General features: G+C 58.8%; 10 protein-coding genes and 1 pseudogene. 4 read left to right on the top strand and 7 right to left on the bottom strand.

The annotated features are described in order from the left end of the window. Positions 1-234 precede the first annotated feature (234 nt). From DNK34_RS25005 to DNK34_RS24980, 7 genes and pseudogenes are all read right to left on the bottom strand, one after another. Positions 235-786 (bottom strand): suppressor of fused domain protein, encoded by a 552-nt coding sequence (locus tag DNK34_RS25005; protein WP_131177978.1) that lies wholly within the window; start codon positions 784-786, stop codon positions 235-237. An 11-nt stretch (positions 787-797) separates the two neighbouring features. Beyond that, on the bottom strand, positions 798-1,256 hold the full coding sequence (locus DNK34_RS26040) for a GH-E family nuclease (RefSeq protein WP_411269341.1): 459 nt from the start codon (positions 1,254-1,256) through the stop codon (positions 798-800). Positions 1,257-1,322: 66 nt separating this feature from the next. Then, positions 1,323-1,463 (bottom strand): annotated as a pseudogene (locus tag DNK34_RS26035) (RHS repeat-associated core domain-containing protein); the annotation flags it as partial. 12 nt (positions 1,464-1,475) lie between these two features. Continuing rightward, complete coding sequence (locus tag DNK34_RS24995) at positions 1,476-1,781, bottom strand: RHS domain-containing protein (protein WP_131177976.1); 306 nt, start codon at positions 1,779-1,781, stop codon at positions 1,476-1,478. Positions 1,782-1,975: 194 nt separating this feature from the next. Beyond that, positions 1,976-2,419, bottom strand: coding sequence for a hypothetical protein (locus DNK34_RS24990; RefSeq protein WP_131177975.1), 444 nt, complete (start codon positions 2,417-2,419; stop codon positions 1,976-1,978). Positions 2,420-2,433: 14 nt separating this feature from the next. Continuing rightward, the gene (locus DNK34_RS24985) at positions 2,434-3,351 is read right to left on the bottom strand and encodes an RHS repeat-associated core domain-containing protein (RefSeq protein ID WP_131177974.1); all 918 of its coding nucleotides are present in this window, start codon (positions 3,349-3,351) and stop codon (positions 2,434-2,436) included. A gap of 486 nt (positions 3,352-3,837) precedes the next feature. Continuing rightward, positions 3,838-7,743, bottom strand: coding sequence for an RHS repeat protein (locus DNK34_RS24980; protein WP_131177973.1), 3,906 nt, complete (start codon positions 7,741-7,743; stop codon positions 3,838-3,840). Between the two features lie 179 nt (positions 7,744-7,922). Here DNK34_RS24980 and stpA point away from each other — a divergent pair, with 179 nt between their 5' ends. From stpA to DNK34_RS24960, 4 genes are all read left to right on the top strand, one after another. Beyond that, positions 7,923-9,206, top strand: coding sequence for a glucosylglycerol 3-phosphatase (stpA, locus tag DNK34_RS24975; RefSeq protein ID WP_131177972.1), 1,284 nt, complete (start codon positions 7,923-7,925; stop codon positions 9,204-9,206). A 128-nt stretch (positions 9,207-9,334) separates the two neighbouring features. Continuing rightward, positions 9,335-10,234: a bestrophin family protein gene (locus tag DNK34_RS24970; RefSeq protein ID WP_131177971.1), complete on the top strand. Its 900-nt coding sequence runs from the start codon at positions 9,335-9,337 to the stop codon at positions 10,232-10,234. Positions 10,235-10,696: 462 nt separating this feature from the next. After that, positions 10,697-11,026: a hypothetical protein gene (locus DNK34_RS24965; protein WP_131177970.1), complete on the top strand. Its 330-nt coding sequence runs from the start codon at positions 10,697-10,699 to the stop codon at positions 11,024-11,026. A 157-nt stretch (positions 11,027-11,183) separates the two neighbouring features. Continuing rightward, on the top strand, positions 11,184-11,747 hold the full coding sequence (locus tag DNK34_RS24960; protein ID WP_131177969.1) for an MFS transporter permease: 564 nt from the start codon (positions 11,184-11,186) through the stop codon (positions 11,745-11,747). Positions 11,748-12,372: the final 625 nt, after the last annotated feature.

The following is a 12,372-nucleotide window of genomic DNA, read 5'->3' as shown; positions in this document are numbered from 1 at the left end:
TGCGCCCCCGTAAACGCTTCGACTTCAAATGTCCGATCGAAATGATGAGTGAGGTGATGCAAAAGGCCATGGCTATGCGGCACGATGCGCCCACTTCAATTCAATAACCGTGTTGCACTCAGCTACTCCAACCGCCCAGCCTTAAAGAACGGTGGATAAGCAAAGCATTATCCACCCTACTTGCTCTCGACTATATCTAGTGTGGGAACATGTCCTGATACGTTGCTTGTAAAATCAAATTATTGGATCACGCCCCAAAGAAAACAGATCAGGATCTTTTTCCTCTAACAAATCCTCAAACTTGCTCCAACCATTTGCATCCACATAATCCGCTTCACTTTTATACACAGGGATAACCCAAACAATGACGGTCGGCGGCTGCGACCCTCTAAAGGTCGCAAAGTCGTCACTCATAAACATCGGGACCGAACAATACACCGCGTCAAACCCCAGTTTCTCTGCCGCATCCATTGGAAGTCGTATTATTTGCCCACGAAGAACAGCGTCATGATTTCTTAAAATTAGCTCACAAATGAACAGCAGAAGCGAAATAAACTTTTTATATATGCCTGTGCCCGACATGGGCAAAATCAGCTCCTGACGAACTTTCTTTTCATCAGACACCCTCAGCTCATGGTAACTCAAACCCGCGGTCATAAAGGTATCGACGGTTCCAAACGGCGAACCCTCAAAACACACCACTTGCAAACCATCAGATGACGGCTTTTCCTTCCAGCCTTGCGAAATCTTCCCGAGAAACTTCTCGGCATGTTTAATAATATTCATTGCCGATCTCCTCAGTTGTCAGAGCGGTTACAGCTTGGGCACCGTAACCGTACATCCTTGTTGTATTCATCCAAGACTTGCTTTCTATCCATACCACTCAAATCTCTGTCCTTCCACTTGGGCTGATGATCGACGTCCCAATCTCGACGCCCTTGCCCTGGCACAACCTCAACATCCTTTCCGCAAGTTGGGCAAGCTTTGGCACCAGGTTTGCTGCTGTCAGCAGCATTGTCCCAAGAATCCTGTACAGTCTTCTTTCTGAAACTGGAAGGTCGCTTCGTTACATCCTTTGCAACGTCCCTCTCGCTCTTTTCGCTCGACATCCAAGTCGGCCAATTAAACCCGGATGCCGGCCGCCCCGTATGCCAAGGCCCGGATATCGTCGGATCAATCGACGAACCGCCGTAAACCTCTCCGCCACCCTGGTGCGCCGGGAACGCGGTTGACCAACCACCATTGGAACTTACGATTGCAGCCCCACCCAGGATTATCAGCGCACCGACTCCAACCGCAACCGAAGTGCGCCCGTCCGGATCAACGTAGTTATACGGGCTGTTATTGGCATACGCATACCGATTGAAGCTCACCGGCCTGCCCGCATCCACCCCCACCGGATCGATGGCCAGGAAACGCCCCACCACCGGGTCGTAGTAGCGCGCCCCTGCATAGACCAGGCCGCTGCCATCGTCCTACATATGCCCCGTATAACCGATGCTGCCAACGTTCGACCCGGACGCCACCTGCCGCTCGCCGTATGGCCTGAAGTGCGCACGCCACTGCAGAGCGCCCTGGGCGTTGCTCGCCGCTACCGGCAAACTCAGATGGTCGTTGTGGTAGTAGAGCGTGCCATCGCTGCCACCATGGGCGATCAGCTTGCCACCCGCATGGATGTACTCCTTGCGCTTGTTGGTGGCGAGATCCTCCTCCAGTAGCAGACCCGCTTGATCGTAGCAGCTGACTTTACGGACACCGCCCTGCTCCTGCAGTACCCGCATTCCCTTACCGTCGTAGCCGAAACGCTGGTCGGGTGCGCTGGCACAGTTGGCCTTAGGCTGGATGCAGAGGCGGTCGAGATTGCCCGCACCGTCAATATCGGGATAAAGGACAAGGCATCAAAAATACCTTGCCCTAATCAGTAATTACATTTTTAAAGAGCGCTGGATAAGCTAAGCGTTATCCACATAACTTGCTATATTCTTTCCCCAGACGCCATAAGATACTCATGCAATGCCACGTGATCACGCAAGATATTCTCTACAATAAAAAACACTTCCTTTAGCAATGGATGGGATAAGGCTTCATCTCGGCTCAGCATTAAACCTAGCAAACCAGTATTCGACCAAGGAGCCTCACCCGGCTCCATTATTCGAAATAAAAATTCATCCTTACCTTCTGATACTTCTACTCCAAAGCAGGTGCGATCCTCTGCCGTTGAATTATCATCCCATTCCCCAATAGCAAGGGCTATGCTCACTCTTTTATCAAAGTGCTCTTCAGACCAACCCACGTAATACACAGCATAAGCGTTGCCATCTTTATAAATAAACCCATGACCAACATATGAGTCATTACCGCAACAGCGGCATAACGATGCATTTCTATTCTCACCAACCTCAACATCATAGCTAGACATAACTCACACACCACTTATTGACTTAGAAACTCGCCTGTCGTTTTCGGGCCTTTACTGCGATTACATGTTCGGCAGGTGTTCTGTGCATTTTCGAGAGTATTATTCCCACCCCTCGACTTAGGTATCGCGTGGTCAATTTCAGAACGACTTGGGCCAGGCTCGAGAGTAGTTTTAGTTCCACAGAAAACACAAGTATCTCTACTCTCTGCTCGGGCTTGGTCTTTAATTTTATTTGAAAAAGCTTTCTTAGCACCTTCGCCATCAGTTGACCCAGCTTTTGGCTCTACACTCGCTGAAACTTTACCCTCATTTTTTTCGCTCGACATCCAAGTCGGCCAATTAAACCCGGATGCCGGTCGCCCTATATGCCAAGGCCCGGATATCGTCGAATCAATCGACGAACCGCCGTAAACCTCTCCCCCACCCTGGTGCGCCGGGAACGCGGTAGACCAACCGTTGGAATTGACGATGGCCGCTCCTGTCAGAACCAGAGCTCCCACAACCGCTATTTCCATCGCGACAACAGGGCTTCTGCCATCCGGATCGACAAAGCCATACGGGCTGTTATTGGCATACGCATACCGATTGAAGCTCACCGGCCTGCCCGCATCCACCCCCACCGGATCGATGGCCAGGAAACGCCCCACCACCGGGTCGTAGTAGCGCGCCCCTGCATAGACCAGGCCGCTGCCATCGTCCTGCATATGCCCCGTATAGCCGACAGTGCCAAAGGCAGCGTCCGTCGGGTTTTCCTGACGTTCGCCATAGGGCCGGAAGTGTGCGCGCCAGAGCAGGTCGCCACGCTCGTCGGTGGCAGCCACCGGTGAGCCCAGATGGTCGTTATGATAGTAACTGTCGAAGGTCAAGGTTCCGGCATGGGTAGAGTTGGCCAGAGCTAATAAAACAAGCAACGCTGAAATGAGCCGAGTCATGGAAGTCACTCAATCGGATTAAGGCGTCATTGCGGCGCACTCAAGCGGAAATATACCGGCGTTGGTGAATTGGCATAGGTTTGCAAGTTAGCACAGGTGGTACCTGCCGGTACGTTGTAGTACACCCCAACGCTCGCCCCCTCCTTAAAAGCCAAGGTCGCCATGGATGCCCAGTGGGCACAAGTGACAGAGTCGATTGGAGTTCCCGCCTTCAAATTGCAGAGATGAGTCCAGTCACTTCTCCAGGTACCCAGAATTGACAGATGCCCCGTACCGTAGACGATCAACTGAGTGATTTTTCCCGAGCAGTACAACACATCAGCCCTGCTCACCAACGAACACATGACCAGTACAACGGCGATAACAATTCGCATAAGCCACCTCATTAGAAGATATTTAATAACCAAAAGATACCCAGTACTGCATCTACGAGATCGACATCCCCCGTATCCATAGATAGGAATATCTCTGTCCGAGCTTCAGTGATCAGTTCAAAATGATGTGGTTGATCGCCGGCATAATGGCGGGCCAGATATTGATCGGCGGCTGCCCTTGCAGGTAGCTGTCCAGGTTGGTAATTCCATCCCCATTGGCGTCGGCATAGGCATCGGCCGAGTCCAGCGGATTCAACTTGTAGCGGACTTCCCAACCATCCGGCATGCCGTCGTCGTCGCTGTCGGGATTGCGCACCTTGGTACCCAGGCGATACTCCTCGGCATTGCTCAAACCATCGCCGTCGCGATCGAATTGGCCATCGCGCAGGTCTGCAGGATCGAAGTTATGGCGCTTCTCGAAGCAGTCCGGCATGCCATCGCCGTCGCTGTCCGCATCGGAACAACTTTCGCGATGGGCAATCCGCTCCCCGGCCGCATAGATGTATTCCTTGAAGCCACCGCTGATGTCATCCTCACGCAAGAGTTGCCCGGCCACGCCGTAGACACTGACCCGCTGTCCTCCTTGCGCATCGGTGACCAAGGTCCGGCGGCCTTCGGCGTCGTAACTGAAGCGCTGCTCGGGTGAACTGGCGCAATCGGCGCGTGGCGTCATGCATAGCCAGGCCATATTGCCGGCAGGGTCGTAGCCGTATTCGCCACGCGCCTTGAGCACGCTGCCCTTGGCATCGTAGGCCAGGGTCGCCGCCACGCCACCGGTAAGCTGGCTGAGCCTCCCCTGCGCATCGTAGCCATAGCCGATCGAACGCCCGGCGATGCTCTGGCTGATAAGGTCACCACGGGAGTTGTAGGCGTAGCTGGCCGTTCCCCAGATGCCCTTGGCGCTGGTCAAACGGTCGAGGGCGTCGTAACCCAGAGTCTGGGTGTAGGCGCTGTTCTGCAGATCGCTGATGGCGGTCAGGTTGTTGGCGACATCGTAGCCGTGTCGTAGATACATAGGAGCGTCAGCCCCGCTCACCCTGCGTTCCGTTGGCCGTAGTCGGTTCGCATCCAGGGCGACATTCAGCGTTCGATTGTTGCCATAGATCAGTGACTGCAACGTGCCATTAGGGTGATAGGTGAGATTGCGGGCAAAGGCTCCGGCCTTGCTTGCCCGACCATAGGTGTCGGGCGCGTAGTCCACTACCAATCCGCTGGGGTAAGTCAGGCTGGTCAGCGCATCGAGTGCGTTGTAGGCATAGCTGAATCTGTAGCTGCGCGCCGGCGTGGCCAAGGTAAGGGTCTCGCTAGCTAAATTGTCATGCGCGTCATAGCTGTAGGCCCACGTACTGCCGGAATAACTTTGACTGAGTAGACGTCCCCCGAGGTCATAGCTCTTGGTCAAGGCACCTCCGCCACCATAGATCACCTTCAGCAAGCGGTAGCGGGCATCGTAGCTATAGCTGTCGGCCACCGCGCCTCCTACTTTCCTGGTCAGCACATTGCCAACGGCATCATGGGTATACAGGGTGCTGCCGGTTTCAGGGTGCACCTCGGAACTCAGAAACCCCCTGCTATCGAAAGCGAAGCTGCGAGTCAGCCCGCCTTGTACGATGGCCGTCGTACGCCCGAGGTTGTCGATGGTGATGCTGGTGACGTTGCTGCCCGGCTCGGTGACGTTCACCAGATGGTGTTCATCCGGCTCGCCGAAGGAAACGTATTCACGCACGGTGGCGTTGCCGCGTTCATCGGTGGTGGTGATCGTCTTGCTGCCATAAATCAGGCTGACGGAAGAGCCATCGGCATGGGTGTTCCTGGTCAGGCGGTTCAGGGCGTCGTATTCAAATTTCTCGCCCACGGTCGCGGCAGTGGCGAAGTTGGGGTTGGACAGGAAGGTTCGACCGCCCGCTGGCGAATAGGTCGCGCTAATAACCACGGGCTGGACTGTCGCATCGCCGCTTTCGGTCTGTTTCAGCAATTGCCCGAGTTCGTTGTATTCGCGCACGCGCTTGTAGGCGCCACGCGTCAGCGTCTCGACATTGTTGCTGCCAAAACTGTAGCCGATGGTTATCTTCGCAGCAGCACCCTTGGGCGGGGTAACGCCGGTCAGGCGGTTGGCCTTGTCGTAGGTATAGCTGGTGGTCTGCCCCATGACGTCCTTCACCGAGGCTACGGTTCCCGTCTCGTTCACCGTCCGGGTAAGCACTCCGCCATCGGCGTAGGTTTCCTTGCGCGGAACGCCCCGGTAGTAATCCTCATAACGCGTCACCTTGCCATTGGCATCGGTCAGCGTGTTCAGATCACCAGCCCCGGTATAGGCGTACCTGGTCACCACCCCATAGCGATCCCCCTGAGAAACCTTGCCGCTGGAGGTGTAGCTGTACTTGAGGCTCCCCGCGATGCCGGAGGTGGTTTGCGATGCGAGTTTGCCCAGCATCCAGTTGCCGCCGGGCAAGGTATAGGTATTGGTGATGGTTCTGGATTTTTCGCCGCTCTCCACCAGCTTGGTGGGCTGGCCGTTGGCGTCATAGGTGAAGTCGGTCGTGTAGGTGCCTGACTGGCTGATCACCTTCTTCGTCAATATGGGCGCGCGCGTGTAGTTCTCGACCAGCAGGTTGTAGCGACGCATTTCATTCTGCTCGGAGATGTTCTGCGATCCCCAGGTGTAGGTCTCGGTACGTAGCGCGCTGCCACAGCTCTTGGAAGTCTCCTTCTTGATCAGAAGCCCGATGGTCCACAATCCTCTATCCACCGCAGAGGCACCATTGGCAATGGTATTGGCACCAACATGTTCATAACGAACACATTGCTCAGGGCCCTTTTCAACGGTTACATCGTTTTTATTGACGCCTTTGGTATAGGTGTAGGCCCAAGTGTATGCACTATGGGAACTGCCGCGAATCGATGAAATCCTTCGCTCCGTGACGATGTTGACCTTTTCCGACGTGTCGGCCCCCATCTGCTTGTAGTCGTATTTATAACTGGTACTCAGACCCAACGGGGTTTTCATCGCGGCCATCGAGAAACGGCCAGGCGAAGTCCCTGCCAGGCTGCTGCTGTCATTGTAGGTATAGCGCCAGTCCGTACCGTCTGGATTGGAAACCCGAGTCAGGTATTGCGCCTTGGCACCAACGTTGTAGGCCGCATCGGCAAACGTATAGCTGACGGTCTGTCCCTCACCGCTGATACTGGAAATGATCGCAGTATTGGATGACGCGTTCTTGTAGTTGAACGAGACCGTGCGCCCATCCGACGCCTTGACTCGCGTCAGCAGGTGATGAGGCCCATACAGGTTCGAGGACGAAACGTTGTACTCCAGATCCAGCCTGTTGCCCGACAGGTCTTCTATCCGGGTAACGAAGTAAGTACGCAACTGGAAGCTTGGAGACACCGTACCCTTGAGGTTGAAGGTATATTTCAGCCCCTCTGGGGAGTGCAGAACAAGCCCACCGTACCCCTTGTTCTGGGAAGCAGGCAGACAGGTTGCGATCCAGCGGGACTTGGTAATGAATGCCTGGCTGGAGCCGTTGCCATTGGCGAGCGTTTCCCGGGTGCCATCTGGCAACTCCAGTATCGGGTTCAGGTTCGTAGCGACCTGGCCAATCTGGCAGACCTTGTTGTTCGCCCCTGCGGCTAGCGTCTGATAAGTTTCCGAAACCCATAGCCGGCCAAAGTGGATATCCCAGCCCGTTCCGAAAGGCGTGCGGCTGGTAAAACCGTTGCTGTAGGGGCCGGAGGTGTTAGTCACACCCTGATAGTTGCGGACGACTTCGATATCGAGGCCGCCGTTGCCAGGGATAATCAGATCCTTGTGGACTATTTTCAAGGCGCCGGTAAAAGGGTCCACCCTGTCGACGCTTTCGCTTACACCAAAAGAGCGGCTCAACGCGAACCCGGGATCCTGATACAGCCCCAGGGCTGCAGAGTTGAATGCCTCTGCAGCCTGACCGATAGAAGGGATGATTGACGAAAAAACGGAAATAGCAAACAAGTACGCATAACGTGTAGAACGCTGCGTCATGATTAAGTCCCTTTAATTTTAGTCCATGGCCCTGGGCGGCCGAGATATGACGCCCGTTATATACATGCGTCCAGACAACCACGTCAATCGCACTCATATGGCTTTCACTGAGTCAATACGCATTCGCCCAGAAAGACGCTGTGAGCCCCCCGGCGCCGAATCGCGTTAGACTCGGGGCCATGATGCAAAAAAGCCCAGCCTTCTCCCTCGACCACAGCAGCCTGCTCGACAGCCTGACCCACACCGACAACCTGCTGATCATCCAGGATCTGGATGGCGTATGCATGGACCTGGTTCGCGACCCGCTGACCCGTGTTCTGGATCGGCGCTACGTCCTCGCGGCCCGGCAACTGCGGGACCACTTCCAGGTACTGACCAACGGCGAACACATTGGCAGCCGCGGCGTCAACGGCCTGGTCGAACGCGCCGTCGGCAGCGCCGAGCAGTGCCGCGCGCAGGGCCTGTACCTGCCCGGCCTCGGGGCTGGCGGCGTGCAGTCGCAGGACCACCATGGCCAGGTTCGCCACCCGGGCGTGAGCGCCGCCGAACTGGACTTTCTCGGCGACGTGCCGCAGCGCCTGCATACCGCTCTCGGGCCACGCCTGAGCCAGCCACCCTATAACCTGACCCGCGAACGGATAGAAGCCCTGCTGGCCGCCAGCGTGCTGGACAACCCCGCCTCGCCGACCCTGAACATCAACGCCTTCTACCAGCACTGGCAGGCTCGGCCGGCGCTGTACCGTCACCTGCAGGACGCCGTCGCCACTCTGATGCAGGCGCTGCTCGACAGCGCGGCCAGGGCCGGGCTCGACGACGCCTTCTTCGTTCACTACGCGCCCAATCTCGGCCGTGACGACGCCGGCAACGAGCGCCTGCGCCCGGCCGGTGCGGGCAACGCCGGCACCACGGATTTCCAGTTCATGCTCAAGGGCGCCGTCAAGGAAGCCGGTGTCCTGGTGATACTCAACCAGCATTACCAGCGGCACACCGGCGTGGCCCCGCTGGGCGAGGACTTCAACGTGCGCCAGGCGCCCCGCGAGCCTGCCGCCCTGCTGCAACTGGCCCGCGAGCGCTTCGATCCGGCGCAGATGCCGCGCATCGTCGGCGTCGGCGACACGCTGACCTCCGCCAGCCAGACCGATGCCGGCCAGACCCGGCAACTGCGCGGCGGCAGCGACCGCGGCTTCCTGACCCTGGTGCAACAGCTGGGCAGCGCTTTCGCCCGCGACAACCGTGTGCTGTACGTCGACAGCAGCCGTGGCGAAGTGCAGCGCCCAGGACTCGACCTCGCCCGCCTGCGGCACTGCCCCGAGCAGCCCTGGCTGGCGCTCGAGGGCATCAGCGACGCCGATGACCCGCTGCGCCTGGACGTGCTGTTCGACGCCGGCCCGAGCCAGTACGTGGCGTTCTTCTGCGCCCTGGCCCAGGCCCGTGCCGAGCGTCGCGGCGCACGGCCCCGCTGACAGCCGACGGCCGCGCCGCACTCGTGACCGATCGCGGCCGGTCAGGCAATCGCGCAGAACCTTTCCCATCCGCACCCGTCCCACCTTGCATTGCCGCGTCTTCGCTGCGGCCTTCAAGAGAGCCTCACGTGTCGCAATCCATCGTTCGCAGTTACCGCTACTTCATCAAGACCTTCGGTTATGTCGGCTGGTCGCTGTTCTGGCTGCTGCTCTGGGACATCGTGGTGACGGTCGACTTCATGCTGTTTCTCGACCGCCAGATCGATATGCCGGCCATGCCCCTGACCCTGCTCGGTTCGGCCCTGGTGGTGCTGACCAGCTTCCGCAACAGCAGCGCCTACAACCGCTGGTGGGAAGCCCGCACCCTGTGGGGCGCGCTGGTCAACAGCTCGCGCAGCTACGCCCGCCAGGTGCTGACCCTGATCGACGACAGCGGCGACACCAACCCGCTCAAGGTGGTGCTGCTGCGTCGTCATGTGGCGTACATCCGCACCCTCTCGGCGGGCCTGCGCGGCGAAAAATGCGCCGACGAGCTCAAGGCGTTCGTTTCCGCCGGCGAGTTCGAGCGGCGCCATACCACCAACAACTTCGCCAACGACATCCTCAATGGCTCGGCCGCCATGCTCGCCGGCGAATACAAGGCCGGGCGCCTGGACAGCATCCGCCTGGCCAGGCTGGAGTCGACCCTGGTCGACGTCTCCAACTGCCAGGGCGGCCTCGAACGCATCGCCAATACGCCACTGCCCTATCCCTACGTCTACTTTCCGCGCCTGTTCATCACCCTGTTCTGCCTGCTGGTGCCCATCGGCCTGGTGGAAACCCTGGAATGGTTCACACCGCTGGCCTCCACGGTGGTCGGCTTCATGCTGCTGGCCATCGAGCGTATCGGCACCGACCTGCAGAGCCCGTTCCAGGCCAGCGAACACCAGATCCAGATGGATGCGCTGTGCGAAACCATCGAGAAGAACCTGGAATCGATGCAGCGCGACGCCCAGCTCGATGGCCAGGGACGCTGGTCGTCGAGCTAGCCATCGCGCCTCGCGCATGCCCACCCCAACTTTTTGTAGTGACTGTTAAAAATCACTACAAAAGCTATTGACGGCCTCAATTCGCCCTTGCATGATGGACTCGCCTCCCCACTGACAAAGGCACTTGGGCAAGCTCGGAACCACCCGCCGAGCCGTTCCACGATAGGTACTGCCCACAAGGCAGATTGATGAAGTCGAGCGTCCTGCCGGGACGAGAGCGCAAGCGAGACGTTGTCATGATGCCTGTGGCTGACCCGCCATGGTCGGTCAAGTCATCTCCCGCCCTCTGCGCCCCGACAGCCCCCGCCGACTTCGGTTGGCCGCTCCTGCGTAGTGCCGTGCACAGGTCGCTACGCAGGCACCGGCCGCACTCAAACGCCACGGGCAATAGCGGCGACGCCACCTCCCCCGGGAGAGGGCCCAGCCACCAGACAGATCAACGAATGATCAAGGGGCTTGCACATGAACCTGAACGACCAACCCGGTATCGACGAATTGGCGCAGTTGTTCGCCAAGCAGAAGGACAGCCACGACAACCATATCCTCTGGGTCTGCGAGACGGGCGAGGTACGCCTCGACCGCCTGCCGGCCGACCAGGAGGAGGAAGAGTTCGTCAAACACCATCCGACCCTGCGCGCGCGCCTGCGCACCTACCGCCGCGGCCAGGGCTACGTCGGCCGCAAGGCCGCAGCCGACCGAGACTTCATCTGCCGCGTGCTGCAGACCCTGGAGCACGAATGGCGGCGCCCGCAGCGCAAGCCGGACGAGGCCCTGGTCGACCGCTACTGCTGACGGATCGATATCGCCCGGGTTTATCCGTAGAATGACCGCCGCCCCATCCGGGGCGGTTCGCCCGTAGCAGGTAGAGGATGCCCGCCGCGGATCGCGAACCCGGAGCCATCGCGCCTGCGCGCCCCCGGCACGCGGCCCCCCTCACGAGCAACGGTCAATGGACAATCTGTATCGAACGCCCAGCGCGGATCTGCTGGTCAACGAACGCCCCGCCGCAACAACCTTCTTCGTCACCTCCACCGCCAAGCTGTACCTGATGTTCTTCCTCACCCTGGGCCTGTACTCGATCTACTGGTTCTACAAGCAGTGGGACACCCAGCGGGTGGCCATGCGCCCGAAGAAGATCTCTCCGGCGGCGCGCTCGCTGTTCAACATCTTCTTCGTCCACTCGCTGTGCGCACGCATCCGCGAACAACTGCAGGCCAGGGGCCTGGGCGAGTGGAAATACGGCCTGGTGGCCTGGCTGTACATTCTCACCATACTGGGCAGCAACGCCCTGTCACGCGTCGATGGCCAAGTGGGTGAAATGCTGGAACTGATGCTGCTGGCGGCCAGCGTCATTCTGCCGGCCTGGCCCCTGGCGGTGATCCAGGAAAAGGCCAACCAGGCCAGCGGCGACCCCCAGGGCGCCAGCAACGCCCGCCTGAGCCTCCAGAACCTGCTCTGCGCAACCCCTGGCGCATTGCTCTGGCTGCTGATCGTGGTGGGCAGCCTGCTGTAACCGCCGGCTTATCCAGCCCCGTGGGAGGCGCTTCAGCGGCGATTGCTGGCCCACCGCAGGTTCTGTTGGATGGCCAGCATCGCATCACCTGGCGCCGAGTCTGTGGAGCCCGACGAACCTGGCCCTGGCGGAAGAGAAAAGCGTCTTCCACCCTGCGTAGTGCAGGCCGGTCGGGCCCCGTAGGATGGGTGCCAACCCATCGGCAATTGATGGTTGCCACCCATCCTACGCGGCTGTAATCGCCGGCTTATCCAGCCCCGTGGGAGGCGCTTCAGCGGCGACTGCTGGCCCACCGCAGGTTCTGTTGGATGGCCACCATCGCATCGCCCGGCGCCGAGCCTGTGGAGTCCGACGCAACCTGGCCCTGGTGGAACCCTGCGTAGTACAGGCCGGTCGGGCCCCGTAGGATGGGTGCCAACCCATCGGCAATTGATGGGTTGCCACCCATCCTACGCGGCTGTAATCGCCGGCTTATCCAGCCTCGTGGGAGGCGCTTCAGATCGTGTCCCTGGAAATGGTGTAACTGAACCAACCGAAGGCGCCCTACGGGCGAGAGAGGTGGGTCATCGTGGTTCTTGGCTAACGTTGAGTTTGCGAAGACCTAACGAGCACCAGGGAAACCACG

Source organism: Phytopseudomonas dryadis (assembly GCF_004327355.1).
In the GTDB taxonomy this organism is placed as follows: Bacteria; Pseudomonadota; Gammaproteobacteria; order Pseudomonadales; family Pseudomonadaceae; genus Aquipseudomonas; species Aquipseudomonas dryadis.
The sequence above is the reverse complement of the archived record's forward strand: the minus strand, read 5'-3'. Positions and strand labels throughout refer to the sequence as shown.

Coding starts and splice junctions, on each gene's coding strand:
- DNK34_RS25005 (WP_131177978.1), bottom strand. CDS start 786: ATGAATATTATTAAACATGCCGAGAAGTTTCTCGGGAAGATTTCGCAA.
- DNK34_RS24995 (WP_131177976.1), bottom strand. CDS start 1,781: ATGCGGGTACTGCAGGAGCAGGGCGGTGTCCGTAAAGTCAGCTGCTAC.
- DNK34_RS24990 (WP_131177975.1), bottom strand. CDS start 2,419: ATGTCTAGCTATGATGTTGAGGTTGGTGAGAATAGAAATGCATCGTTA.
- DNK34_RS24985 (WP_131177974.1), bottom strand. CDS start 3,351: ATGACTCGGCTCATTTCAGCGTTGCTTGTTTTATTAGCTCTGGCCAAC.
- DNK34_RS24980 (WP_131177973.1), bottom strand. CDS start 7,743: ATGACGCAGCGTTCTACACGTTATGCGTACTTGTTTGCTATTTCCGTT.
- stpA (WP_131177972.1), top strand. CDS start 7,923: ATGATGCAAAAAAGCCCAGCCTTCTCCCTCGACCACAGCAGCCTGCTC.
- DNK34_RS24965 (WP_131177970.1), top strand. CDS start 10,697: ATGAACCTGAACGACCAACCCGGTATCGACGAATTGGCGCAGTTGTTC.
- DNK34_RS24960 (WP_131177969.1), top strand. CDS start 11,184: ATGGACAATCTGTATCGAACGCCCAGCGCGGATCTGCTGGTCAACGAA.